Below are 26,261 nucleotides of genomic sequence, written 5' to 3'. Positions count from 1 at the left end.
CGCCTGACATAGGCAACCCTGAAATCCGCGCAAGCGGGCAATCGAAAGGGAATAAAATCGGCATCGATGGTGTCTCATGTCAGGCAACGCAATCAAGCGTGCCCTACACGTGAGGAGAGAGCCCATGAAATCCGCAAAGATGCTGATCGCCTTTGCCATTGCATCCGCCGCCGCAACGTCCGCATTTGCGGCCCCGCCCGTCAAGGCCGTAAAGTCCACCAAGGGCGAGGTTCTTGCCGGCGAAAACGGCATGACCCTCTATACCTTCAAGAAGGATAAGATGGGTGTCTCCAATTGCTACGACGATTGCGCCAAGAACTGGCCGCCGCTGAAGGCCGCTAGCGACGCGAAGCCGGAGGGTGCATATTCGATTGTCGAACGGAAAGACGGCAGCAAGCAGTGGGCCAAGGACGGCATGCCGCTTTATTTCTGGGTGAAGGACAAGAAGATGGGCGATATCACCGGTGACGGTGTCGGCGGCAATTGGGATCTCGTCAAACAGTGAGCGAAGCGACGTGAAGGCACCAGGTCACGACACGTTCGAGGGCCAGATCCTGGCCCTCCTTCCCTCGCTCAGGCGTTACTCGCGGAGCCTCACCCGCTCCGATGCAGACGGGGAAGACTTGCTGCAGGATTGCCTCGAGAAGGTGCTCGCCCGTCACGGACAATGGCGGGGGCTGAACCTGCGCGGCTGGGTGCTGACGATCATGACGAACCTCTATCGCAACAGCCGTCGCCAGACGGGTCGCGCGCCGTTCGTGGAACTCGATGGCGCCGAGGACATCGTATCCGTCGATCCCGCTCCCGATCCGCTCGAGCGATCGCGGCTGGAGGATGCATTAAACAGCCTTTCGGAAGAAAACCGCGCTGTGCTGATGTTGATTGTCATCGAAGGCTATACCTATCAGGAGGTTGCGACCGCACTCGACATCCCGATCGGCACGGTTATGTCGCGCCTGTCACGCGCACGCCAACGGATGGGAGAGCGCATGAAGGCAGACAATGTCATTACGCTTCGGAGACCGAAATGAACGAGATCAACCAGACCGTGACCGAAGCGGATCTTCACGCCTTTGCCGACGGGCAGCTTCCCGAGCAGGCCCGCGCACGCATCGAGGCGTGGCTCACTGACAATCCGGGCGATGCAGCCAGAGTGGCGGAATGGTCCGCGCAAAATGCCGAGATCCGATCGCTTTTCGCGGACTATGAAAAATCCACGGACGCCGACATAGCGCTCGTCACTGGCCGGACACGCCCAGCAAACTGGCCGAAGCGCCTGGCGGCGGTGGCTGCGATCATAGCGGCTTTCGGCCTGGGAGCCTTGAGCGGCCACTACGGCCCAGCACTGTTTCAAAAACCGGATCTGCAACTGACGGAACTCGAAACCCTGCCCAACGAAGCCCGCAACGCCTTCCTGGTTTATGCCGGTGAAGTCCGCCATCCCGTCGAGGTCTTTGCCAATGAGGAAGCCCATCTGGCGACCTGGCTCGGCAAGCGGCTTGCCATTCAAAACTTGCGGGTTCCGAACCTGCAGGAACTCGGCTTCAAGCTGGTCGGCGGGCGACTGTTGCCCGTCGAGGGCAGGCCGGGTGCAATGTTCATGTACGAGGATCCGGCCGGCGAACGACTGACGGTCCTCGTCGGGCGCAAGGCTGATAACAGGTCGACCAGTTTCCGCTTCGCGTCATCGGGCAATGTCGAAACCTTCTACTGGATCGACGGCGAACTCGGCTACGCCGTTACCGGCGAGATTCCGCGCGATGTGCTGAGAAAAGTCGCCGAGGAATGCTACAGGCAGTTTCCGTCGTAAGCCTCAGCGCAGCGGGTCGTTGGCAAGCTCGATCGGCTTGCCGTGCGGCGTCGCCTCCGCCGCCCGCTGCCAACTCTTCTGCAGATCGAGGATCATGTCGGCGTCAGCGACGCCGAGTTTGACGAGAATTGCCGAAAGCGCCGCCACCCAGCAATCGAAATAGTCGCTGCCGTCTTCGGCGCGGCCGGGCTGGTGCAATTCCCGTGATAGCGTCTCAGCCCATTCGTTCCACGTAAACAGGCCCCGTTCGTGCAGATGCACTGTTATCGCGAAGGCTTCCGCAGCCCATGGCTCAGGAAAGACCGGCTCTCCATCGGGCGATTTCGGCAGCTGCGGCGATTGCGCCAGCGGCGACCGCGTCTCACACTGGCTCAAGATAGCTCTCCCAGGCATCGATCGAGATGCAGAGCGTCGGATCCGCTCCCTCACCCCAGATTTCGCCGCCGTCGAACAAGACCGTATAGACCCATTGAGGGTTCTCGCCCTTCCCATGGGCGTTGTCGTCGGGGAAGACGAAGGAGCCTTGAACAGCTTCTACCACGCCCAATTTTGAGCGTGCATAGCGCGGCAGCCGCGTATGTGTCGTCGGATTGAAATTCCTGGTTCGAACACTGTCCCCCACGGAGAAGCGTGGCGGCGTCGCCACCGGTCGGTCGCAGGGACCACCCTTGGCGAGCACGCCTGCCACCATGTCGGCCTTCAGGACACGCTTCGGCGTCGCGCCATCCATTTGCTTGTGACCGGCGTTGATCTCCTCGGCCGTCACAAAGCCATGGCGCCGCAGCAGCACCTCCAGCGCCCGCGTCCAGATCTCGTAGTAGCTCGCGCCAAGATAACTCGCCGGTGGAATGCTTTCGCGCGTATGCCGGCTCTCGTCGATATTCCAGGCGCCAAAGGCGCCGCTGGAAAGCGTAAGGCCGAGCGCACGCTTCTCCCACTCCGCATGGAAATACGGCTCGTCCCTTTCGGGCGCGACAGGGCCGAAACCCATCTGACCGCCAAGGTCGTGCGGGCCGTTCATGCCGCATCTCCTGGCGCGGCAGCCAATCCCGTTCCGATCATCGCATCGCGACTGACGAGATCTGCAAGCTGCTCCTCGCTCCATCCATCCGTGCCCGCCGGCCGCTCCGGAATGACCAGATAGCGGAGCTCCGCCGTCGAATCCCATACGCGGATCTTCTTATCCTCGGGCAAGGTCACGCCGAATTCGGCCAGCACCCCGCGCGGATCGATAACTGCCCGCGAACGGTAGGCGGGGGCCTTGTACCACACGGGCGGCAGGCCGAGGACCGACCAGGGGTAACAGGAGCAAAGCGTACAGACGACGAGATTATGCGTCTCGTCCGTGTTGAACACCGCGCGCATGTGCTCGCCCTGACGCCCGGCATAGCCAAGGCTCGCGATCGCCGCCGTCGCGCCGCGCCGCAGCCACTCCGCGAATTCAGGATCGTTCCATGCCCTGGCGACGACACGCGCACCGTTTCGTGGGCCGACCTTGGTCTCGTAGGTCTCGACGATCGCATCGATCGCCGCCGGATCGATCAGTCCCTTCTCCGTCAGAACCGTCTCCAGCGCCCTCACCCGCGCCTGCATGTCGGTATAGCGGTTGTCATGGTCATGGTCGTGGTCGTGATGGTGATCGTCGTCGTGCACGAGATAATCCTCCGCCAATTGGCGGCTTATCTTTAAGCGCTTGTAGCCGGAGCGCCAAGCCCCACTCAGGTTGTCGTCGAAGCCTGCCGCAAGCTCTATTTCAGCATCGGCCAAAGGCTGAGCACCAACAACACGGCCATGGTGATGTTGAACCATTTGAGCTGGACGGGATCCGACAACCAATCACGCAGAGCCGAGCCGAACCCCGCCCAGGTCGACACGCTCGGCAGATTGACCAGCGCGAAAGCGAAGCCAACGATCAAAACACTCGCAAAGTAGATATTCGGGATCGTGTAAGTCGCCATCGCGGTAACAGCCATGACCCATGCCTTCGGGTTGACCCACTGGAAGGCTGCCGCCGACAGGAACGACATCGGGCTGACACCGCTCTTGCCTTCGTCTAGCGACCGTGAAGTCGCAATCTTCCAGGCGATCCACGCAAGATAGGCGCCACCGGCAAATTTCAGCGTCAGATAGAGAGCCGGCACCGCATGCAGCAGCGCCCCAAGCCCGAATCCGACGCCGATCAGCAGCGAGAAGAACCCTGCCCCGATCCCCAGCATATGCGGAACGGTGCGCCGGAAACCGAAATTCACGCCCGATGCGAAGAGCATCATGTTGTTGGGGCCAGGCGTTATCGATGTGGTAAAGGCAAACAGGACGAGTGCCAGAAATGTATCCAGCGGCATGAGACCTCCCGGAGGCCCGCGGTTGGTCCGGCGGGACTTTTCGATTTAGGTCAATCTAACTGACCTAAATCCACCGCTCCATGCTATCATTGTCATGGTGACACGATTGGTTGAAAGATTGGCGCGCCTCCCAATCTTCTTCGAAAACCGGAACGACCATCATGCGAGACGACGCCATCCCAACCATCAGCTTTCCCAATGGTGCAGAGGTTCCAGCCATCGGCCAGGGCACCTGGAACATGGGAGAGAGATCTTCCGAGGCCAGGAGCGAGATCGAAAGCCTGCGCGCAGGCCTCGATCTCGGGATGACGCTGATCGATACCGCGGAAATGTATGCCGACGGCGGCGCGGAGAAGATCGTTGGCGAGGCGATCCGGGGCAGACGGGATGAGGTGTTTCTCGTCAGCAAGGTGTATCCTTGGAACGCCACCCGGACGGGAACGATCGCAGCCTGCGAACGCAGCCTATCGCGTCTCGGCACGGATCGGATCGATCTCTATCTGCTTCACTGGCGCGGCGACCATCCGCTCGCTGCTACCGTCCAGGCTTTCGAGGAACTGAAAGCATCCGGCAAGATCGGCGCCTGGGGTGTTTCCAACTTCGATGCTGACGACATGGAGGAACTGCGGACCGTTCCCGCCGGAGGGAACGTCGCAGCCAACCAGGTTCTCTACAACCTGTCACGCCGAGGCGTTGAATATGATCTGCTGCCCTGGTGTCAGGAACGTCGGATCCCGATCATGGCCTATTCACCGATCGAACAGGGGCGCATTCTGCATCATCCGGAACTGATCCGCGTCGCCAAGGCCTATCAGGCAACGCCGGCGCAGGTGGCACTTGCCTTCCTGCTGGAACGCGACGGCGTGATCGTCATCCCGAAAACGTCGAACGCTGCCCGCGCCGCCGAAAACCGGGACGCAGTCTCGCTCGACATTACCGACGAGGACTGGGCGGCGCTCGATGCCGCTTTCCCGCCTCCGGCAAGAAAAAGGCCGCTGGAGATGCTCTGATCTCCAGCGGATTTTGATGGCGCGGGTTGGCACTAGTGCCGGCAAGGGCCGCGATCAGGCGGCTTTTATGTCGGGGCTACCCCCATATACCGGATAATCAGTGTACCCTTCGGCGCCACCGCCGTAGTACGTCTCACGGTTCGGCGTCGCCAACGGCAGGTCCCGCCGCAATCGCTCGACCAGATCGGGATTTGCGATGAACGGCTGGCCGAAAGCAGCGAGATCAATAAGGCCGTCCTGCAGGAACTGCTCTGCACGGCGCTTGTCGAGAGAACCGGCAAGAATAAGCGTGCCCGAATAGCTCTCGCGGAACTTGCGCAGAAAATCCCTCGAAAGAGCCGGAGCGCTGGCAAGCCCCTGATCCTTCAGATGCACATAGGCAAGTTTGCGTTCAGCAAGCGCAGTCGCAAGATGCAGGTAGGTTTCCTCGATCAAAGGATGGTGCGGCATGTCGAACAGCTTGCCGAACGGCGAAAGCCGGATACCGACCTTCTCGGCACCAATCCGCGCCACCACCGCGTCGACAATCTCCAGCACGAAGCGCGTCCTGTCTTCGACGTTGCCTGCGCCATATCGGTCGGTGCGGTCGTTGATCAGAGTATTGAGAAACTGCTCCAGGAGATAACCGTTGGCACCGTGGATCTCGACGCCGTCAAATCCGGCGGCAACGGCATTGGCCGCAGCATTCGCAAAGTCGTTTACGACCCTTGCGACCTCGTCAGTCCCAAGCGGTCGCGGCACGCTGGCTTCAACGAAACCGGCAACACCTTCGTCGTTGAACGCGTAGGCCGTACTCTTATCGTCGCGCGCCGGCTTGGCGCTGGAACTGACCGGCTGGCCGCCAGCCGGCTGAAGAGAGGTATGCGACATGCGGCCGACGTGCCAGATCTGCGCAAAGATCTTCCCGCCTTCCTCGTGCACGGCCTTCGTCACGCCCTGCCAGCCGCGAACCTGATCGTCCGACCAGATGCCGGGGATAAAGGCGAAACCCGTTCCCTCTTGCGAGATCGGCGTTCCCTCGGAAACAATCAGACCGGCGCCGGCGCGCTGGCGATAATACTGGGCGGTCTGCTCGTCGGCGATACCGTCCTTCGCCCTGGCCCGGGTCATCGGAGCCATGACGACACGGTTACGAAGCTTCTGGCCGCGAAGGTCGTAGACTTCAAAGAGAGACTTCATGAGCGCTATTCCTCAATTCGGTTGATTATCATCGACCAAACAGATATCTCTGCCGCATTCAGAAATCCAACAGATGGAAATCATGATGTCGATCGATCACGCTCATATATTGAAGTTCGACCTGAACCTGCTGGTTGCCTTTGATGCCCTGATGAGCGAGCGCAATGTCACGCGGGCGGCGCAGCGTATCGGCACATCACAATCCGCCTTGAGCCACAATCTCGGCCGCCTGCGCGCGCTTCTATCGGATGAACTCTTTGTTCGCTCGGCGCGTGGGATCGAACCAACGCCAAGGGCGCAGGAACTCGCGGAGACCGTCAGCGGCATCCTGTGCACGATCCAGTCCCGCCTGATCGAGCCGGAGCAATTCGACCCGGCAACGGACGAGCGAACCTTCACGCTCGGAATGACCGACTATCTCGAAAGCCTGTTGATGCCGCCGCTTCTCGCTTCCGTTCGCGAGCAGGCGCCACACGTCAATTTCGTGATACGGTCGCTCGACCAGGATTATCCCGCGGATCTACTGGACAGCGGCGAGATCGACCTCGCGATCGGCAAGGTGGAAACCGGCAACGAACTCCATAAACGCCGCAAGCTCTGGTCCGAGCGTTATGTCATCCTCAGCAATCCCGAGACAACCGGCCGCTCCGGCATGATCGACCTCGAGACGTTTCTCGCGACCCCGCAGGCCGTGATCGTCAGCAAGGACGGCCGCTGCCGCCTTGTGGACGAAGTGCTAGCTGAGCGTGGATTGAAACGACGCGCAGCAGTGACGACGCCGCACCTCTTCACGCTGCCGATCCTGGTTCGGGATACGCACGTACTTGCCGCCGTGCCAGCAAGCTTCGCCCGTGCCTGGGCGCCGGTGTTCGGCCTCGCCATCAGCCCAGGACCGGTGGACATCCCGCCCTATGACATCTCGCTTGGATGGCACACCTCGTCCGACCGCAACGCCGGGCACGTCTGGCTACGCCAACAGGTCCTTGCGGCGCTCGAGCCTGTCCGCGCCAAGGTCCTTCAGGCGAATGCAGGATCCGATATCGCCTTGGTCGCCGCCGAATAGATCGCTCGGATTGTCACCGGATTGCCGGAATGGGAGAAGTACCGGGCGCCCTGGCGTCCGGTACTTGTATTGGCTTACATCCCCTGCTGGCCGCGGTTCATCGCGGCAATACCGGTGCGGCAGACCTCGATGAGGCCGAGCGGCTTCATGATCGAGACGAACTGGTCGATCTTCGAGGACTTGCCGGTGATCTCCAGGATGAAGTGATCGACCGTGGCATCGACCACTTTCGCATGGAAGGCATCCGCGAGCCGGAGCGTCTCGGCCCGAGTCTCGCCCGTACCGATGACCTTGACGAGCGCCACTTCGCGCTCGATCGGACGCTCCTGGCCGAGTTCGCGGGCGCGTACCGTCAGATCGACCACCCGATGAACAGGAACGATGCGCTCAAGTTGAGCCTTGATCTGTTCGAGGACATGGGGCGTGCCGCGCGTCACGATGGTAATGCGCGACAGATGCGCCTGGTGCTCGGTTTCGGAGACGGTCAGGCTCTCGATGTTGTAGCCGCGGCCAGAGAACAGGCCGATGACGCGGGCAAGGACGCCCGGCTCGTTGTCGACGAGGACCGAAAGCGTATGGCTTTCGACCGCCGCCGTCTCGGGCGAGATGAAGTAGGCAGAGCCCGTCGGCTGAAGGTGTGCGTTCATGGTCTTGGGTTTCCTCTACCTTGATATCAAACGAGCTGACGGCCCTTGGCGTCGATCGCATTGGCGACCGCCTCGTCCGTGGCTTCGTCCGGCAGCAGCATTTCGTTGTGAGCCTTGCCCGACGGGATCATCGGGAAGCAATTGGCGAGATTGGCGACACGGCAATCGAAAATGACCGGCTTCTTCACGTCGATCATTTCCTGGATTGCGCCGTCCAGATCGTCAGGCTTGTCGCAACGCAGGCCAACGGCGCCGTAGGCTTCGGCGAGCTTGACGAAGTCGGGCATCGCTTCCGTATAGGAGTTCGACAAGCGATTGCCGTGCAGCAACTGCTGCCACTGGCGAACCATGCCCATGTACTGGTTGTTCATGATGAAGATCTTGATCGGCGCTTCGTACTGGATCGCCGTCGACATTTCCTGGATGCACATCTGGATCGAGGCGTCGCCGGCAATGTCGATGACGAGGCTTTCCGGATGCGCGATCTGCACGCCGAGCGCTGCCGGCAGGCCGTAGCCCATGGTGCCGAGGCCGCCCGAAGTCATCCAGCGGTTCGGCTTCTCGAATCCATAGAACTGCGCTGCCCACATCTGGTGTTGACCGACTTCGGTCGTGATGTAGGTGTCGCGATCCTTGGTCAGCGCATAGAGGCGCTCCAGCGCATATTGCGGCATGATGACATCGTTGTTCTTGGTATAGGCGAAGGAGTTGCGCGCCCGCCAGCGCGTGATATCGGCCCACCAATCGGCGATCTGGCTCTTCTCCGGCTTCTTCGGCAGAGCCCGCCACAAGCGGACCATGTCTTCCAGAACGCTTCCAACATCGCCGCGAATGCCAAGATCGACGCGAACGTTCTTGTTGATAGAGGACGGGTCGATGTCGATATGGATCTTCTTCGAGTTCGGTGAGAAGGCAGTGATGCGGCCGGTAATGCGGTCGTCGAAGCGGGCGCCGATACAGACCATAACGTCGCAGTCATGCATCGCCATGTTCGCCTCGTAGGAGCCGTGCATGCCGAGCATCTTCAGCCAGTTCTTGCCTGATGCCGGATAGGCGCCGAGGCCCATCAGCGTCGAGGTGATCGGGAAATCCGTCAGTTCGACCAACTCGCGCAGAAGCTTGGTCGCCTCGGGGCCGGAGTTGATGACGCCGCCGCCGGTGTAGATGATCGGACGCCGTGCACTCGCCATCATCTCGACCGCCGCATGGATCTGGTTGAGATCACCCTGGATCTTCGGCTGGTAGCTCTTCTGGATCGCATGGGCCGCAGGCGGCGTATAAGTACCGGTGGCAAACTGGACGTCCTTCGGAATGTCGACGAGAACGGGACCCGGGCGGCCCGACTGCGCGATGCGGAAGGCTTCGTGAATGATCGCCGCGAGATCGTTGACGTCCTTGACCAGCCAGTTGTGCTTGGTGCAAGGGCGCGTGATGCCGACCGTATCGGCCTCCTGGAAGGCATCCGAACCGATCAGCGAGGTCGGAACCTGGCCGGTGAGGCAGACGAGCGGGATCGAATCCATCAAGGCGTCCTGCAGCGGCGTGACGGCATTCGTCGCACCCGGACCGGAAGTAACAAGCAAGACACCGACCTTGCCGGTTGAGCGGGCATAGCCTTCGGCCGCATGGCCGGCGCCCTGCTCATGGCGGACGAGAATGTGCTTGATCTCGTCCTGCTGGAAGATCTCGTCGTAGATCGGCAGCACTGCGCCACCCGGATAGCCGAAGATATGCTCGACGCCGTTGTCCTTCAGCGCCTGAAGGACGATCTCCGCTCCCGTCATCCGATTGCCTGCTGCCTGATTGTCCGTGCCCGTCATGTTTCTTTTCCGTTTTGACTGCTGGGATTTGAGTTCTGTGGTCCGGAAGCCCGAATTTCGGGCATAAAAAAAGGCCCCTGAGGGAGCCTGTCATCTAGCGCATGGGTGGCTATCGCCGGATGGTTACACCATCCTGCCCATGCGCTTTCCCACCACGATAAGAGCTACTGCGATTTTCATGGGGCGAAGTGATAGACAGAAAATTTCGCATCGTCAACGCATGCCGCAATAAAAAATCGAGCCCGATCGCACCAGCCGAACGTGTGCCGGAATGATCACCTATCGCAAAAAGACTTTCTTAAACGTTCGCTCATATCCTCCTTTACTATCGCAGGGAGTAGCCCTTTGCTGAACAAGGACTTGCACACGTCAGGCAAGGCAGGCGAGCATGACCGCCGCGATGACCAGACCCCGGGCAACCGGTTTCTCGGCCGCGTTGTTGCGTGCAGCGGGTCTCGCGCAACCATCGCCGCCGTCGCCGAAGCTGGGGGCACGGAGCTTGCCGAACTGTGGTCGGTCGGAAAGCTGATTTCGATCAGCGTTGGCCGAAATCGTGTGGTCGCCATCGTCTACTCCATGAACACCGACAGTCACAGCTGGGGTGAAGGAAAAGACAACCACTTCCAGATCGAGACCGAGTTGCTCGGCGAAGTTCGCGTCGACGAGGACGGTCGCGAGCAGTTCTCGACCGGCATTTCGCGCTATCCCTATCTTGGCGCCATCGCCCACCGCATTCGCGCGAGCGACCTGATGCGGATCTACGATGCCGGCAGCGGAACGACGGCGGTCATCGGCAAGCTCACTCAGGACGAGAGCATCGATGCCGCGATTCATATTCCTTCGATGCTGTCCAAGCACTTCGCCATTGTCGGATCGACCGGCGTCGGCAAGTCGACGGCCGTCTCTCTGCTCCTGCACAAGGCAATCGAGGCAGACCCGAAGCTCCGTGTCCTGATCCTGGACCCGCACAACGAATTCGCGGCCGCTTTCCCAAAACATTCGGTGGTTATCGACACCGACACGCTCGATCTGCCCTTCTGGCTGATGAAACTGGAAGAGTTCGCGGAAGTCGTCTTCCGGGGTCGAACACCCATCCCCGAGGAAGTCGATATTCTGCGCGACTTGTTGCCGGAGGCCAAGCGCGGCTTTCGCGGCAGCGACAACTCGATCGTGCGGCGCACCACCGAGAAAAGCTCGATTACCGCTGATACACCTGTTCCCTATCGCATGGCCGATCTGCTTGCGCTGATCGACGAGCGCATCGGCAGGCTCGAGGGTCGCGACGAAAAGCCCCTACTCAGATCGCTGAAGATGCGCATCGTCGCCGCCATCAACGATCCGCGCTACCACTTCATGTTCTCAAGCAATACGATCAGCGACACCATCATGGAGACGGTGGCGGAAATATTCCGTATCCCCGGCGATAGCAGGCCGATCTGCACCTTCCAGCTATCGGGCATCCCGTCTGAAGTCGTGAACTCGGTTGCCTCGGTCCTCTGCCGTATGGCCTTCGAAATCGCGCTGTGGAGCGACGGCGCCATCCACATGCTCGTCGTCTGCGAAGAGGCACACCGTTACATTCCGTCCGACCCGAATCTCGGCTTCTTCCCGACAAGACAGGCCATCGCCCGCATCGCCAAGGAAGGCCGCAAGTACGGCGTATCGCTCGGGATCATCACGCAGCGCCCCGGCGAACTCGACCAGACGATCCTGTCGCAGTGCTCGACCCTCTTTGCGATGCGCCTTGCCAATGACCGGGACCAGGAGATCATTCGCTCGGCCATCCCGAATTCGTCGATCTCGACGACCAGTTTCATCTCCTCGATCGGAAACGGCGAAGCGATCGCCTTCGGCGAGGCCATCAGCGTGCCGATGCGCATGCGCTTCTCGCGCGTCGATGTGCAGTACCTGCCCAAGGCGAACGGCGCCAGCGTCAAGGTCAGCGAGGAGGATCCTGATAACGTCGACCTGCGCAAGATCGTGACACGCATGCGTGCCGTCGCCGGTCCCGACATCTCGGCATTCCAGCAAAGCTATTCGGCCACCATCTCTCCCAGCGGTACCTACGAAGACGAAGACAGCTTTGGTGACGACTTCGACGAATTGGTAGCGGCCCCTTCCTACCCGTCGGCCAACATAGCGACAACACCGCCACTGGCCCCGATCGAGCCCTATCGCCGCGATATGCTGCCGGGGGCGGGCTCTGCGCGCGAGGCTGCGGCCGCCGCGTCGCCCGCACCACTCGCAGCATCGGAAACATCTATCGACAGCCGCCTCGAAGCCCTGAGGCGCGAAATGCGCGGAGAGCCTTCCTCCGGACCAGGTGACAGACCAACTGCCACGGGCGGCATCCGCCGGGAACCTGGCGTGTCTCTTCGTGACAGCATCCTGAAAAAGCCGCTCAGCAGCCTGAACAACAAGGAATAGCCGACCTCCGAGCGGTTCTACGGGAGGCGCTCCCAGCTTTCGTCCATCTGGTTGCGAAACCAGGTCATCTGCCGCTTGGCGTATTGCCGCGTCGCCGCAGCCCCCCGCTCCAGCACTTCGTCGCGGCTAAGCTCGCCTCTCAACATCGCCGCAATCTGCGAAACGCCGATGGCCTTCATGACCGGCATATCGGGCGGCAGCGAAAGCGAAAGCAGGGTCTTCACCTCGTCCTCAGCCCCCTGCTCCAACATCTTCTCGAACCGACCGTTGATCCGCTGGTGAAGGATGGCCCGATCAGGTGCGACGACGATCTTGCGAGAAGTCGAAGGATCGACGATCACAGGGCCGGTCTGCGCCTGGAAATCGGCAATCGATCGACCCGTCGCCTCGAGGACCTCCAGCGCTCTTACGATCCGCTGCCCATCCTGTGGGCGCAGACTTTCGGCGACCAATGGATCGCGCTCCCGCAGCTGCCGATAGAGTTCGTCGCGTCCTTCCTCCTGCAAGCGCGAACGAAGGCGGTTTCGCACCTCCTCCGGTATTGCAGGCATATCCGAAAGCCCACCGGTCAGCGCCTTGAAGTAGAGGCCCGTTCCGCCCACGAAGATTGGTTTGCGCCCGTCGGCATGAAGGCGCGGCAAAAGCTCGGTGACATCCCGCAGCCAAGCGCCCGTCGAATAGGCCAGCTTCGCCGGGACGTGACCGTAGAGGTAATGCGGCACGCCTTGCATATCCTCGTCCGAGGGTCGCGCGGTCAGCACGCAAAGCGTGTCGTAGACCTGCATGCTGTCGGCGTTGACGACGACGCCATTATGCTGTTTCGCAAACTCGACGGCCAAGGCGGACTTGCCGCTGGCGGTCGGCCCGGTTATCAGGATCGCGTTCACTGCGCTTAGAAGGTTTTCCATCATGGCTCTCGTTGCCACGCTTGTTGCCAATCCGTCAAATCCTGTTCTCACGCCTGTCATTGCCGAGCAGGCATCCGACGCAGTGAATGCTTCCGGCCTATACTGGCTTGCCGATGGCGTTGCCTGCGATATCGCGCTGAGAGATGGGACGGACGTGGAAGCCGCCCGCGCCAACATTCTCGCCGTCATCGGCAGCGCTGCGATCGACCTTGTCATCCAGGACGCAGAGACGCGCCGCAAGAGACTGCTGATCGCCGATATGGACTCCACCATGATCGGCCAGGAATGCATCGACGAACTCGCCGCCGAAGTCGGCCTGAAGGAAAGGGTCGCCGCGATTACCGCTCGAGCCATGAATGGTGAGATTGCCTTCGAGCCTGCCCTTCGCGAGCGTGTCGCCCTCTTGAAGGGATTGCCGATATCGGTCGTGGATGAAGTCATTGCCAAGCGCATCACACTGACCCCAGGTGGCCGCGGACTGATCGCCACCATGAAATCCAAGGGGCATTATACGGCGCTGGTCTCCGGCGGCTTTACCGTCTTCACCGGTCCCATCGCAAAGACGCTCGGCTTCGATGAAAACCGGGCGAACGTTCTTCTGGAAGACAACGGCGTTCTCACCGGCTACGTCGCCGAACCTATCCTCGGCAAGCAAGCCAAGGTCGATGCGCTGAACGACATTTCAGAAAAGCTGGGAATTTCACCGAAGGACGCCCTTGCCGTCGGCGACGGTGCAAACGATCTCGGCATGCTTCAACTCGCCGGATCCGGCGTCGCGCTGCACGCCAAGCCGACCGTCGCCGCACAGGCGAAAATACAGATCAATCACGGCGACCTTAGCGCTCTCCTCTATATCCAGGGCTACCGCAAGACCGATTTCGTAACGCCATGACAGTGATCCTAACGACCGATCGCCTGCTTCTGCGCAATTGGACTGACGAGGATCGGCCGCTTTTCCACGAGATCAATTCCGATCCCGAGGTGATGGAATTCTTCGCCGTCCGTCGCGACCGCACCGAGGCAGATTCGATGCTGGATACGATCCGCGATGCCATCGCCGAAACAGGTCTTGGCTTCTATGCAGCGGCTCTGAAGGAAACCAACGAGCCGATCGGCTTTTGCGGCCTCTGGCGACCCGAACTCGAGCCTTTCCTGCCGGCAGGCACCATCGAGGTGGGCTGGCGTCTAGCGAAGAGACATTGGGGCAAGGGCTATGCGACGGAAGCGGGAGCGGCAGCCCTTCGGCGTGGCTTCACCGAGTTCGATCCTCCCGAAATCGTCTCTTTCGCGGTGGCGGACAATCATCGCTCCACCGCCGTCATGCGCCGACTTGGCCTGCATCACGAACCCGCCCGCGATTTCGACCATCCAAGGGTTCCCGACACGCATCCGCAGCTGAAACGCCACGTTCTTTATGCAATCAGCCGTGAGCAATGGAAGCGTGGAATCGGCTGACGCCAATTGTCGTGCGCGACGGAAACCCCGGAAAGACCCGGCGCCTACTGTGATCATCGGCGAAGGCACCACTCAGCAGTTTGTGAAAAGATGGGCCGCGCTGCGTCCTGCTATTCCATCGGCACTGCGACGAAGCGCAAGTCACCGTTCGACGACGCGATCATCATCTGTGCGTTGCGCCGGCCTTCCTGCTTAAGCGACTGCACTTTCGCGGCAACCGCCTCGGGCGAGCGCATGAACTCCTGCGCCACCTCAACGATTACATCGCCGGGTTTCAGGCCCTTCTCCGCCGCCAGCGAGCCGGGCGCGACCTCGGCAACCAGCACCCCGTCAACGCTTTCCGCGATCCCGAAGGTCTTGCGCGTCTCGGCGCTGAGCTGCGAAAGCGAGAGGCCGAGCACGTTCTTGGGGTTCGTTGCATCAGGCGTTGCCTGATCCGCCTTGCCCTTGGCATCCGGCATCGGCTGGCTCTGCTGATCATCGGGCTCGTCCATATCCTGGTTCTCATCAGGATCCGGATTGATGATGCCACCCTTGTTCGGATCGGCATCGTTGGAGGCAGCCTGATCGCTGTCCTCAAGCCGACCGAGCTTCACCTTCACGGTCTGCTCCTTGCCATCGCGAAGAACGACGACGTCGACTTCCTTACCGACAGGGCTTTCCGCCACGACGCGCGGCAGATCACGCATCTCGTTGACCGGTTTACCGTCGAATTTCAGGATGACATCGCCCGCCTTGATCGAACCGTCATCGACCGGCCCGCCCTTGATGACGCCGGCAACCAGCGCACCCTTGGCGCTCGAGAGACCGAGGCTATCGGCAACATCGTCGGTCACCGGCTGGATGCGCACACCGAGCCAGCCGCGGCGGGTCTCGCCGAATTCGCGCAACTGCTCGACGACGCCAGCAGCCAATTCCGACGGCACCGAGAAGCCGATACCGATCGATCCGCCGCTCGGAGAAATGATCGCCGTGTTGATGCCGATGACCTCGCCCTTCATGTTGAAGAGCGGACCGCCGGAATTGCCCTTGTTGATCGCCGCATCCGTCTGGATGAAATTGTCGTAGGGGCCGGCGTTGATGTTGCGTCCACGCCCCGAAATAATACCCACGGTTACCGATCCGCCGAAGCCGAACGGATTGCCGATCGCCATGACCCAGTCGCCGATCCGCATCACGCTGGAATCGCCGAACTTGACGGCCGTCAGCGGTGCCTTCGGCTCAACCTTGAGGACCGAAAGGTCAGTCTTCGTATCGGTCCCGATCAGCTTCGCCTTCAGCTTGGTGCCGTCGGCGAAATTGACCTCGATGTCGTCTGCTCCCTCGATCACGTGGTTGTTCGTGACGATGTAGCCTTGCGGATCGATGACGAAGCCGGAACCCAGCGAATTGACGTTGTGGTTGCCGCCCTTGTTGCCCTTCTGCTTGTTGAAGAAGTCGTTGAAGAACTCCTGGAACGGTGAACCGTCGGGCGCGCGCGGCGCCGGGCCGACGCCCTCATCGTCCTTGACATTCTGCGATGTCGAAATGTTCACGACGGCATTGAGAAGCCCTTCGGCGAGATCGGCAACGGATGCCGGACCGTTCAGCGGCGGTGTGGTGCCCTGAGCTTGCACCGAGCCGGTGAAACCAACATTAACCAGAAGTGCGGCGCCGGCCAGGAGAGCGAGCGATCGTCTGAAGGTCGGGCGGGTCGTCGGGGCCATCAAGCATCCTCATTTCAAATAAAACGCACTCTGAGCACCAGCATACGGCGGAATGATGGAGGGCGAAATCACCTTTTCGCGAAATCCCGTGCAATCTATTCGCGGCGCCGCCGCCATCCAATCGCAACATAAAAAAGGGCCGGCAAAACTGCCGGCCCGCACTTCGTTTTCCAGGTTCCGATGCCCCGATCAGTTCGTCGGTGCAGTCGGCATCGCCGGCGGTGGCGCGTTTCTTGGCGCACCGCTTGCGTCGTTGAAGAAGCGGAAGAACTGCGAGTTCGGAGAGATCACCAGCGTGGTGTCCTGCGACGTCAGTGCCGTGGAATAAGCGGCCATAGAACGATAGAACTCGAAGAATGCCGGATCCTTGCTGAATGCATCCGCAAACAACCTGTTGCGCTCGGCGTCACCTTGACCGCGGAGGATCTCGGAATCGCGCTGCGCCTCGGCAGTGATCTCAACGACCTGCCTGTCTGCGATAGCCCGGCGACGCTGGCCCTCTTCCGTACCCTGCGCGCGCAGGAGTTCAGCTTCGGCAAGGCGCTCGGCGCGCATGCGGTCATAGGTCTTCGGCGCAACTTCGCGCGTCAGATCCGTACGGCGGATGCGAACGTCCTGAATGTTGAGGCCCAGGTCCTCGGCATCGCGATGCAGATCGTCGCGCACCTCGAGCATCATTGCCACGCGCTCTTCCGACAGCGCGGCATCGAAGTCGCGCAGACCGTAGACACGGCGAAGTGAGGAATCGAGCTGCGTGCGAAGGCGCGCCTCCGCGGCCTCGCGATCGCCCGACACGGTTTCGCGAAACTTGCGCACGTCCCTGATGTCATAGACCACGAAAGCATCGACATCGAAGGTCGCACCACCGCGAACCTGGACACGAATGTTGTCAAGGTCGAAGCGAAGGGCCTGCCTTTCGACGATCTGGACGCGATCGGCATCCATGAAGGCGAATGGCAGCTTGAAGTATATGCCCGGCTCGGTCTTCACCGACTGGATCTGACCGAAGCGGACCACGATTGCCTGCTCGCGCGCGTTCACAACGAAGACCGACGAATAGAGCGCGATCAAGACGACGGCGAGAAGGCCTAGGATGAGAGGAAGCCTGTTCGATGTCATGGCTCAACCTCCCTGCTGTGCCGGTTTGCCGATCTCGTTGAGCGGCAGATAGGGCACAACCCCCTGCTTCTCATCGATCACGACCTTCTTGGAGTTCTTCAGAACCTGCTCCATCGTTTCGAGGAAAAGGCGTGTCCGGGTTACGTCCGGCGCCTTCGCGTACTGTTCGTTAATGAACGAGAAGCGCTGGGCCTCACCTTCGGCCTCCTTGACGACGCGGTCCTTGTAGGCCGCTGCCGCTTCGCGGATCTGGGCCGCATCACCGCGCGCCTGACCGAGCTTCTGGTTGGCGTATTGATTGGCCTCTTCGACGAGCCGCTGCTTGTCCTGGTCGGCGCGCTGCACTTCTTCGAAGGCATCGGCAACTTCGCGTGGCGGCGCCACGTCCTGGATCGTCACGGCACCGATGGAGATACCAGCCCGGTAACGGTCCATCGTCCCCTGGACGATGTTGGCGACTTCGGTCTCGATCGGCTGACGATTGTCACGGAACGCGTCCTGGGCCGGACGGCGACCAACGACTTCGCGCATGGCGCTCTCAGCGACCTGCTGGAGGGTCTCGGCCGGATTCTCGACGTTGAAGAGATAGGCCTTCGGATCGCTAACCGTGAAGAACACGGAGAACTGGACGTTCAGGATGTTCTGGTCGCCGGAAAGCATCAGCCCGCTTGACGAAGAGGCGGACGTCGATGCCGCGCCGATGTTCTGCTGCTGCATCGTCACCTTGACGATCTCGACGGTCTCCATCGGCCACAGGTGGAAGTGCAGGCCAGGCGTGGAAATCTCTTCCTTGGGACGACCGAAACGCAATTCGACGCCGCGCTCGTCCGGCTGGACGATGTAGATGCACTGGAAGAGCCAGAACACCACAAGAATCGCCGCCGCAATGACGAGGACGCCACCGTTCAACCCGCCGGGCACTATGTTACGAAGCTGATCCTGGCCGCGCCTGATGATGTCTTCGAGATCAGGCGGCCCGCCCTTGCCACCGCCGCCACCGCGCGGGCGATTAGGCCCTTGCCCCCATGGTCCCTGATTGTTACCGCCGCCACCGCCCCAAGGGCCGCCGCCGCCATTCTGATTGCTCCAGGGCATCAAAACCTCGTTATTCGTTAAACTCACGACCGCCTACTCCACGGGGGCGGCGGACGTAGGCAGTCGTGACCGTTATAGGTATCGCCGCATCTGCTTTCAACGCAGCATGAGGAACTTGGCAATATTTATTGGAAAATAGTTGGTTTTCAGCGCTTAGCGCCTGTCGTAGACCACGAATTTCGTGGGATAGCTATCCTTGTCGCCTGCCGGCACCTCAATCGTCTCCGTCGCCCTCCAAAGCGTGGGGTCAATCGTGGGAAACGACGTGTCACCGTCAACGGATGTTTCGACATGCGTCACGCACAATCGATCGGCGAGATCGAGCGCCTGCGTATAGATCTGCCCACCGCCGATGATGCAGATTTCGTCCTCGCCGCTCCGTTTCGCAATGTCCTCGGCAAGACCGATGGCTTCGGTCAGGGATCGGGCCATACGCACATCCGGATGGTCTATTGCAGCGGCCTGTCGGGAGATCACGACATTGGCCCGCCCCGGCAACGGTTTTCCGATCGATTCATAAGTCTTCCGGCCCATGATGACGGACTTACCGAGCGTTAGAGCCTTGAACCGCTTGAGATCCGCGGATAGCCGCCATGGCATGTCCCCGTCCCGCCCGATGATGCCGTTCTCGGAAACGGCAACCACGATGGTCTTTCGAATTTCTGACATCAAGCTCTCCGATCAGGCCACGATCGACGCATTGGCGCCGGCGCCGGCTTCGTGGCCGGGCGCACCGTCTGCGCCATTATTTTTTCTGGGTACTCGGTACACTTGATTGAGCCTTCGTTCGGAGGTGTCGGGATCGATTCGATAGTGTCATAAAATCGTTGGCGTGGTCTAAACTTTCCTCCGGATATCCCGAGGAAGTTAGGATGGCATCGTATCGATTGTGATCGGTCTCGCCATTGCTCACATCAATGTTCCAGTCACCTAGGCGGCTGTTCGGACGCAATAGCCTGATCGCAGCCTGTGCCATCAAACGCCGGGCTCTCCTCAAACCGTGTCGAGGTCGTAGATGCGGCCCGTCAGCCATGCCGGCCAGTCGCGCTCGAAGAACGACTTGGCACCCTCGTCGAACTTGCGGTTTGGGCGAGTGGCTATCCGCATCGCGTCGCCTTCCAGTCGGACGACGATCTGCTCCTCGCGATGGGCGTCGCGCTCTTTCCGGAAGCGAAACTCCTCCAGCGGGCCGGCATTGGAAAGCGGAAGCGACTCTCCCGTAGTATCGCATATCGCGCGCGCACCACGGCTCCCGCCGCCGTTTCGAATGAAATAATCCAACGCGGCCAACACGGCTTCCGAGGCGAGCGCCATCTGCCGCCATTGAAGTGCCCGCCCTGCCTCGGCAGCGCGCTCGTAGGCAATGCCCTTGGCCCGAATTTCGGCATTGAGCCGCCGCGCCTCGACCAAGGCCGAGGCCACGCTTTCGCCGTCGCAGATCAGGCCAGCCTTGTCGCTCATCCGCGCCTGAACTTCCGTACGGATTGCCTTTGCGGCCAGCGGCCTGTCGCCCTTCAGCATCCCCAGCAGCTCGAAGATGCCGGCGCCTGCGACAACCCGCAGGTCGCTCGAGAGGGCCTTCTTAGCCCTGCCACTTGCGCCGATATGCTCGGCAACGCGCGTCCCAAAGACCTGCCCCGCATTCAAGGCCGCGCCTCCTGGTCTCGTCACTCCGTGCGTACCCGCCGCCTCGCCGACCGCGTAGCACCCCGCGAGACTGCTGCGCCCCCAGGTGTCAACCATGATGCCGCCATTCATGTGCTGGTTGTTGACGGCAAACTCCAGCGGGGCTGCAGCAATATCGACCTTGTAGCGGCGATAAAGTTCGATCGCGAGCGGGTTCATATGGCGAAGACGATGGATCGGCAGATCCTGGGTCGCCGCCGCATTCCCAAGATAGCGCTTCACAACGTCATCGAGGCGCTCGAGATCGAAAGGCAGGTCGCCTGGCACCGGGAGCGGGTTCCGATTGAAGTCCATGAACACGCGCCGACCGGCCGCAGTTTCGCGATAGATCGCGAGGTCGACGAGGCTCGAACCGAAGTCGAGCATCCTCGTGGAGTGGAACGGCCACTGGTATCCCTTGCGGAAGACGTTCGACGCCAGTTCCTGCGTGGTCCGGTAGTATTCGGCGAGGAAGTGATGCTCTGTGCCCTCGGCATCGACGGAATAGATGTGCGGTATGGCCTGGACGTACGTCCCAGACAGGTTCCAGGGAAAGCCTTCCCGGCGCGTTCCAATGCCGAACTGGCTCTCGGTCAGGTTCACCAGGTCGACGCCTGCCTCGAGCGCCAGCCCAAGCGAACCGAAACAGCCGTTCGGATAGACGCTGTCGCGGTAGAGCTCGCCCGGTCCGCCCGCGGCAAGGACGATCACCTCCGTGGCGAACAACGCGACGCCGAGCGGATTGGTCTCGGTCCGGTCGTTTGCCCGAACGGCGAGAACGCCGACCACGCGCCGGCTTCCCTGCTCGCCTTCCGTCAGGATCTTGACGGCGGTCGTATGGTTATAGAACGGGATGTCGAGCCTGATGGCTTCCTCGGCCAGAACCTTGACCATGAGCCTCGAGGTGCGCGGACCGCAGCTCGTTGCCCTTCCCACTTCGTCGTGGTCGGTTTGATAGCGGAGGGTGCCACCGAGCGGCTCCTGCGGCAGCGGCAGTCCAAGGAACTGCAGGGACGCCATCATTCGGCCCGATCCGACGGCCTCGACATAGGCCGTGTCCTCGTCCATCGCGCCGCCGGCCCGGATCGCCCGTGCCATCGCCTTGTAATTGTCGCCCTGATCCGCGGTATTCGCCGTATGGAGCGTCTGCTTGTCCGATCCGGAACAGGCTGAGGTCCCACCCCATGCACTTTGGCTCATGATTGCGACGTCGTCTCCACGGCGATTGAGCTCCACGGCGGCCCGCAGTCCCGCTGCCCCCGATCCAACGACGACGCATCCCGCCCTGTAGACAGGCACGTCGATACCCGCGAGCCGAATGGTCTCCGAGGGTGCGGCTTCCTGCGCCAACCGAGGCATGTCGACGTCAGTCAGGGCGTCGAGGATGTGCTGCGGGACATCGATGGTCATTGGACTGGTCCTTGGGATCTTCGTGCGATCAAACAAGCGGGATGTCGACCCAGCGCCTCAGGCGCGAAGACTCCATGCACGCGTCGACGATCTGGCAGATGTGATGGCCGTCCTCGAACGTCGGCCACATGGGAGTCTTGGTAGTAATCGATTTCACCACCTCGGCGGCTTCGATGATCTTGCTCTCGTTGTAGCCGAGTGCGAAGTTCGGAAGCGGCAGGAATGCCCTGAAGGTTGAGTTTTCCGGGCCGACGTCGATTTCGCGAAATCCGCTCCGGCCGGTGCGGTCGTCGTTCGTGTAGAAGCGGAGCCGATTCACCTCATCATAGGTGTAGGCGATGCTGCCCTTGGTTCCGTAGATTTCGTAGGTCTGCATGAACTTGCGGCCAGTGGCGACACGACTGAAGTCGACGATACCGGCTGCGCCATTCTCGAAGCGGCAAAGGAGGTTCGTGGCATCGGGATTGGTGATGTCAGCCCACGTCTCGTCGCCCTTGAGCTTGACCTGTTCGCCGTAGGCAAGCCCCTCGACAACAGGGCGTTTGGGAGTGACGATCAGGTTGTCGGCAATCAGCGAGCTGACGCGGCCGACGAGAAACTCCATGAAGCTGAAGATGTGCGACCCGGTGTCGCCGACGATGCCCGTCGGAGCAAGCTTTCCGTCGGCGCGCCACATGAAGGGCGTCATGGGATCGCCATACATGTCTACATGCTGGCAGCCCTTGAACATCTTGATCTCGCCGATCTCGCCCGCCTCGATGATCTCCTTGGCGAGGTCATGGACTGGGTTACGAGGAAACGCATGGCCAACGCGGGTGATGACGCCCTTTTCCCTGGCGATGTCGGCAAGTTCGCGAGCCTCAGCGGCGGTGTTTGCCAACGGCTTCTCGCAGTAGACGTGCTTGCCTGCGATCAGGGCGGCTTTGGCCACCTCGTAGTGCAGGCTGTCGGGCAGGCAGATGTCGATGAGATCGACGTCCGGGTCGGTTACCGCCTGCTTCCAGTCCTGCAGGATCTTGGCGCCGGGAGCTCGTCTGGCAAGATCTTCCGCAGCCTTCGGATTGGCCTCGACGATGGCGACCACGCGCGCGGTCCCGCCGGACACCCCCAGGAAATGAGGAAACGTCTGGTAGGCCATGGTATGAACCTTGCCCATCCAGCCGGAGCCGCCCAGCACGGCTACCCTGACTTCGGCCATTATGAAAACTCCCCTGAAAGCCGGTCCGTTCATGACCGGTCACTGCTGTTTCAACTGTTCCGCGTTGTCGCGCAGGCGTGACGTGTTTTGCCGTCCTACCGAACGCCGGCCCGAGCCCTCGGACGCGTATCGTTGCGCTCGTACGAGAAGATCGTCGATGGAAGCGGTGGCAGGCCGCGGATGAGGTCCGATCCCTTTTCGCCAACCATGATGGTCGGAGCGTTGGTGTTGCACGAGGGAATCCTTGGCATGACCGAGGAATCGCAGACGCGCAGCCCCTCGAGACCATGGACCCTGAGATCGAGGCCGACGACGGCGTCCGGGCCTGTCCCCATCTTGCAAGTGCCGACGGGATGGTGGTCGGTCTTGGCATTCGCGCAGCCATACTCGATGAGCTGCTCATCGGTCATGATCTTCGGACCGGGAAGACGTTCAGCCAGAACGTAGGGCTTGAGCGCCGCCTGCTGCATGATCTCGCGAGCGATCTTCAGGCCCTCGAGCGACATCTTCTTGTCGCGCGGGTCCGACCAGTAGTTCGGATCGATCAGCGGTGCCGCTGCGGGATCGGACGAAGACAGGCGGACCGTGCCGCGCGATCTCGGGTGGAGATACGCGGAGTTGAGCGTGACGCCCGCGTTCCTCAGGCGCTCGACCCCAGCCTCGATGCCGGATCCCAGGCCGAGGTGGAACTGGATGTCGGGCGAACGGGCGTCCGGATCGGCGTACCAGAAACCGCCAGTTTCGAAGAGAGATGAAGCCACCGGCCCCGTGCGGAAGAGCACGTACTCCATCCCGGCCCACAGGGTGCGGTGCAGCTTCGCGACGCCGTCATATGTGTGGTCTCCGGTGCATTCGGAGATGACGAAGAGATCGAGGTGATCCTGCAGGTTGCCGCCAACGCCCGGAAGATCATGGAGCACCTTTACACCTACGGCACGCAGGTGGTCGGCAGGACCAACGCCCGACTGAAGAAGCAGCTTCGGCGAACCGATCGCGCCCGAGGAAACAAGCACTTCACGCTCGGCGCGAATGACCTCCGGACCGTTTCCGCTTGCTATCTCGACGCCGACGGCACGATTGCCTTCCAGGACGATGCGCGAGACGCGCGCGCCGGTGCGCACCTTTAGGTTCTTGCGATTCTTGATCGGCGAGATGTAGGCCATGGATGCCGAGGAGCGGCGATGGTCGCGCTGCGTAACCTGGTAGAAGCCGATACCCGCCTGCTGGCGGCCGTTGAAGTCGGGGTTGTAGGGAATACCAAGCTCCTGCCCCGCGCGGATATACGCGTCGCAAATGGGCAGAGGTGCGGCCGGCATGGATACGCCGAGCGGACCACCATAGGAATGATAGTCGTCCGAGAAGCGCTGATTGTCTTCAGCGCGCTTGAAGTAAGGGAGTATCGCGCGATAGTCCCAGCCTTCGCAACCGTCTTCGCTTGCCCAGAGATCATAGTCGGCCGCATTGCCGCGGGTGTAGAGCTGGGCGTTGATCGACGAACCGCCGCCGATCACCTTCGCCTGCGTGTAGCGCAGCACCCTGCCGTTCATGTGTTTCTGCGGAACCGTCTCCCAGCCCCAACTGGCGACGCCCTTCGTCATCTTCGCGAAGCCCGCCGGCATGTGGAACAGCGGGTTCCAATCGCCGCCGCCGGCTTCAAGCAGCAGCACCTTGACGTTCGGGTCTTCGCTCAGCCGGTTTGCAAGCACGCATCCGGCCGGACCAGCTCCCGTGATGATGTAGTCGAAACGCATTTTGCTAATCCTGTTGGATGCGAGAGAACAATGGGCCGACTTGCAAATCCTGCGATGCGATATGGTCGGCCACGCGCAGCGCCTGGCTCGCCACCGTGAGTGCGGGATTTACCGCAGCCGACGTCGGCAGGAAGCTGGCGTCCACGACGAAGAGGTTCCGGTGATCATAGGCGCGGCAGTATGGGTCGAGCGCCGCGTTCGCCGGGTCATTCCCGATCCTGACGGTGCCGCACTGGTGCGACGGCGTGCGCTTGTCGAAGGGCTTTGAAAGGACGATCGGGAATCCAATCGACTTGAGTACCGCCTTCAGCTTCGCGACAAGCGCGAGATGCGCGTCCCAATTCGTTCGCTGCCACTGCAGCACGATGCGGTCGCCGTCGACCATCACACGGCTTTCCGGGTTCGGCACGTCCTCGCTCATCGCATAGAAGTCGATCGCGTGGCTTGTCATGGTGTGCAACAGCCATTCCGGAGCCCAGGGCAGCGACCCCTTCAGTACCTTCGCCGAAATCCTGCCCAGCAACTGCACGTTCCCCAGCGGCGGGCCGCCGCTTCCATCGGACAGATAGAAATCGTTGAATCCGAACGTCTTCTGGTAAATCGACGTGTTTCGGTAGGTGGGCGAAACCGCGATCACGGCCGAGGAATTATGATTCATGAAGTTCCGCCCGACCTGATCGGAGGAATTCGCGAGCCCATTCTTGTGACGCGCATCGGCCGACCGCAACAGCAGGACAGCGGACTGAACGGCGCCCGCCGAGAGAATGACGAGCTTCGGAGCAACGGTAAGGTCCTCACCGTTCTTGCGGTAATGGACGCGCTCGATCCTGCCATTCTCGCCCGCCTCGAGCTTCGTGACCTTCGCGTTCGTCTCAAGGCGGACGTTCGGATACTCCAGAGCCTTAAGGAGGGCAGCCGTCTCGGCGTCCATCTTTCCATCGCGGGAATTGGGATGCGCGTCCCAGGGCGTTCTCGCCTTCGACAGCCAGGCGTCGATATCCACTCCCAATGGCAGCGAGAACGGATGCAGGCCCTTGGCCTTCAGCCGCGCCCTGACATCGGCAATCGGCGGTTCGTCGGGAACCGGTGGGTAAGCGTAGTTGCCCGAGTGAACGGGCTCTGTCGGGTCATCTCCCAGATTTCCCCGAACCTCGTACAGACTTTCCGCGCGGCTGTACCAAGGTTCCAAAACCTCGTAGGGAAACGGCCACGCGGGCGACACCCCTTCCCCATGTTGCATCTCCTCGAAATCCTCCCGGCGATAGCGCGAGAGCACGGCGCCGTAGAATTTCGAGTTGCCGCCGACATTGTAGTAGTTGCCCGGATTGAAGCCGGTGCCGTCGGCTTCGTACCAGGTTTCCTTCGGCCGAAAATGGCCGCACTGAAAGATCGCGCGTTGATCCCGGTTCTCAGGACGATCGGCGATGAAATCACCCGCTTCGAGGACCAGGATATCGGCGCCAGTCGCCGCCAGTCCGGCGGCGACCGTGGAGCCGCCCACGCCCGAGCCGATGATGACGATATCAGGAGAGCTGTTCATGTTTGGAATCCTGGCTCCTGGTTTAAGCGATTCGGGTTTGGCTTTGCGGATCGAAGAACACGGCCTTGTCGAGGTTGAAGGCGAGGCGGGCGTGCTGGCCGGCCTGGATGCGGGCG

At 61.2% G+C, this 26,261-nt stretch carries 24 protein-coding genes; 8 read left to right on the top strand and 16 right to left on the bottom strand.

Going from position 1 to position 26,261, the window contains the following annotated elements; genetic code table 11:
* The first annotated feature begins 124 nt into the window (after positions 1-124).
* The 3 genes from IB244_RS26940 to IB244_RS26930 are packed head-to-tail and all read left to right on the top strand — an operon-like array spanning position 125 to position 1,810.
* Positions 125-505, top strand: coding sequence for a hypothetical protein (locus tag IB244_RS26940; protein ID WP_018858662.1), 381 nt, complete (start codon positions 125-127; stop codon positions 503-505).
* A gap of 10 nt (positions 506-515) precedes the next feature.
* Complete coding sequence (locus IB244_RS26935) at positions 516-1,031, top strand: RNA polymerase sigma factor (protein ID WP_113471414.1); 516 nt, start codon at positions 516-518, stop codon at positions 1,029-1,031.
* Entirely contained in the window at positions 1,028-1,810 is a 783-nt protein-coding gene (locus IB244_RS26930; RefSeq protein ID WP_018858664.1) for an anti-sigma factor family protein, read from the top strand. Before IB244_RS26935 ends, IB244_RS26930 begins: the two co-directional genes overlap by 4 nt.
* Positions 1,811-1,813: 3 nt before the next feature.
* Here IB244_RS26930 and IB244_RS26925 read toward each other — a convergent pair whose 3' ends face one another.
* From IB244_RS26925 to IB244_RS26910, 4 genes are all read right to left on the bottom strand, one after another.
* Entirely contained in the window at positions 1,814-2,185 is a 372-nt protein-coding gene (locus IB244_RS26925) for a nitrile hydratase accessory protein (protein ID WP_113471413.1), read from the bottom strand.
* Positions 2,172-2,831: a nitrile hydratase subunit beta gene (gene nthB, locus IB244_RS26920; protein WP_018858666.1), complete on the bottom strand. Its 660-nt coding sequence runs from the start codon at positions 2,829-2,831 to the stop codon at positions 2,172-2,174. Before nthB ends, IB244_RS26925 begins: the two co-directional genes overlap by 14 nt.
* The gene (nthA, locus tag IB244_RS26915) at positions 2,828-3,463 is read right to left on the bottom strand and encodes a nitrile hydratase subunit alpha (protein ID WP_026371980.1); all 636 of its coding nucleotides are present in this window, start codon (positions 3,461-3,463) and stop codon (positions 2,828-2,830) included. Before nthA ends, nthB begins: the two co-directional genes overlap by 4 nt.
* 95 nt (positions 3,464-3,558) lie before the next feature.
* Positions 3,559-4,152: a LysE family translocator gene (locus tag IB244_RS26910; protein WP_192306234.1), complete on the bottom strand. Its 594-nt coding sequence runs from the start codon at positions 4,150-4,152 to the stop codon at positions 3,559-3,561.
* Between the two features lie 161 nt (positions 4,153-4,313).
* On the opposite strand from IB244_RS26910, the gene IB244_RS26905 reads away from it, so the two are divergent.
* A complete protein-coding gene (locus tag IB244_RS26905; RefSeq protein ID WP_018858669.1) occupies positions 4,314-5,162 on the top strand; it encodes an aldo/keto reductase in 849 nt (282 codons plus the stop codon).
* A gap of 54 nt (positions 5,163-5,216) precedes the next feature.
* On the opposite strand, the gene IB244_RS26900 is transcribed toward IB244_RS26905, so the two are convergent.
* Positions 5,217-6,341, bottom strand: coding sequence for an alkene reductase (locus tag IB244_RS26900; RefSeq protein WP_018858670.1), 1,125 nt, complete (start codon positions 6,339-6,341; stop codon positions 5,217-5,219).
* A 73-nt stretch (positions 6,342-6,414) separates the two neighbouring features.
* On the opposite strand from IB244_RS26900, the gene IB244_RS26895 reads away from it, so the two are divergent.
* Positions 6,415-7,404 carry a LysR family transcriptional regulator gene (locus IB244_RS26895; protein WP_246734702.1) on the top strand — a complete coding sequence of 330 codons (990 nt, stop codon included), beginning with the start codon at positions 6,415-6,417 and terminating at the stop codon, positions 7,402-7,404.
* Between the two features lie 74 nt (positions 7,405-7,478).
* On the opposite strand, the gene ilvN is transcribed toward IB244_RS26895, so the two are convergent.
* Positions 7,479-8,051 (bottom strand): acetolactate synthase small subunit, encoded by a 573-nt coding sequence (gene ilvN / locus IB244_RS26890; protein WP_018858672.1) that lies wholly within the window; start codon positions 8,049-8,051, stop codon positions 7,479-7,481.
* Positions 8,052-8,077: 26 nt separating this feature from the next.
* The gene (locus IB244_RS26885) at positions 8,078-9,871 is read right to left on the bottom strand and encodes an acetolactate synthase 3 large subunit (protein WP_018858673.1); all 1,794 of its coding nucleotides are present in this window, start codon (positions 9,869-9,871) and stop codon (positions 8,078-8,080) included.
* Positions 9,872-10,216: 345 nt separating this feature from the next.
* Between IB244_RS26885 and IB244_RS26880 the strand changes: the two genes are divergently transcribed.
* Complete coding sequence (locus tag IB244_RS26880; protein ID WP_018858674.1) at positions 10,217-12,298, top strand: ATP-binding protein; 2,082 nt, start codon at positions 10,217-10,219, stop codon at positions 12,296-12,298.
* Positions 12,299-12,315: 17 nt separating this feature from the next.
* On the opposite strand, the gene miaA is transcribed toward IB244_RS26880, so the two are convergent.
* Positions 12,316-13,206, bottom strand: coding sequence for a tRNA (adenosine(37)-N6)-dimethylallyltransferase MiaA (gene miaA, locus IB244_RS26875; protein ID WP_192306233.1), 891 nt, complete (start codon positions 13,204-13,206; stop codon positions 12,316-12,318).
* A 1-nt stretch (position 13,207) separates the two neighbouring features.
* Between miaA and serB the strand changes: the two genes are divergently transcribed.
* Both serB and IB244_RS26865 read left to right on the top strand, forming a co-directional pair.
* On the top strand, positions 13,208-14,098 hold the full coding sequence (gene serB / locus IB244_RS26870; RefSeq protein ID WP_018858676.1) for a phosphoserine phosphatase SerB: 891 nt from the start codon (positions 13,208-13,210) through the stop codon (positions 14,096-14,098).
* On the top strand, positions 14,095-14,661 hold the full coding sequence (locus tag IB244_RS26865) for a GNAT family N-acetyltransferase (RefSeq protein ID WP_018858677.1): 567 nt from the start codon (positions 14,095-14,097) through the stop codon (positions 14,659-14,661). Before serB ends, IB244_RS26865 begins: the two co-directional genes overlap by 4 nt.
* Positions 14,662-14,771: 110 nt before the next feature.
* Here the strand turns inward: IB244_RS26865 and IB244_RS26860 are convergent, their stop codons facing one another.
* From IB244_RS26860 to IB244_RS26825, 8 genes are all read right to left on the bottom strand, one after another.
* Entirely contained in the window at positions 14,772-16,367 is a 1,596-nt protein-coding gene (locus tag IB244_RS26860; protein WP_018858678.1) for a DegQ family serine endoprotease, read from the bottom strand.
* A 189-nt stretch (positions 16,368-16,556) separates the two neighbouring features.
* Positions 16,557-17,486 carry a protease modulator HflC gene (gene hflC / locus IB244_RS26855; RefSeq protein WP_018858679.1) on the bottom strand — a complete coding sequence of 310 codons (930 nt, stop codon included), beginning with the start codon at positions 17,484-17,486 and terminating at the stop codon, positions 16,557-16,559.
* 3 nt (positions 17,487-17,489) lie between these two features.
* The gene (gene hflK, locus IB244_RS26850) at positions 17,490-18,581 is read right to left on the bottom strand and encodes an FtsH protease activity modulator HflK (RefSeq protein ID WP_018858680.1); all 1,092 of its coding nucleotides are present in this window, start codon (positions 18,579-18,581) and stop codon (positions 17,490-17,492) included.
* Between the two features lie 153 nt (positions 18,582-18,734).
* Entirely contained in the window at positions 18,735-19,250 is a 516-nt protein-coding gene (locus tag IB244_RS26845) for a dihydrofolate reductase (protein ID WP_018858681.1), read from the bottom strand.
* A gap of 324 nt (positions 19,251-19,574) precedes the next feature.
* Positions 19,575-21,656, bottom strand: a complete 2,082-nt coding sequence (locus tag IB244_RS26840; RefSeq protein WP_018858682.1) for an FAD-binding protein — start codon at positions 21,654-21,656, stop codon at positions 19,575-19,577.
* 28 nt (positions 21,657-21,684) lie between these two features.
* Positions 21,685-22,854 (bottom strand): Gfo/Idh/MocA family protein, encoded by a 1,170-nt coding sequence (locus IB244_RS26835; protein WP_018858683.1) that lies wholly within the window; start codon positions 22,852-22,854, stop codon positions 21,685-21,687.
* A 95-nt stretch (positions 22,855-22,949) separates the two neighbouring features.
* Complete coding sequence (locus tag IB244_RS26830; RefSeq protein ID WP_169683743.1) at positions 22,950-24,605, bottom strand: GMC family oxidoreductase; 1,656 nt, start codon at positions 24,603-24,605, stop codon at positions 22,950-22,952.
* Between the two features lie 4 nt (positions 24,606-24,609).
* Positions 24,610-26,145: an FAD-dependent oxidoreductase gene (locus IB244_RS26825; protein WP_113471410.1), complete on the bottom strand. Its 1,536-nt coding sequence runs from the start codon at positions 26,143-26,145 to the stop codon at positions 24,610-24,612.
* Positions 26,146-26,261: the final 116 nt, after the last annotated feature.

The sequence above is a fragment of the Rhizobium sp. RHZ02 genome (assembly GCF_014851575.1).
Lineage (GTDB): Bacteria > Pseudomonadota > Alphaproteobacteria > Rhizobiales > Rhizobiaceae > Rhizobium > Rhizobium altiplani.
This window is presented reverse-complemented; position numbering and strand designations above follow the sequence as displayed.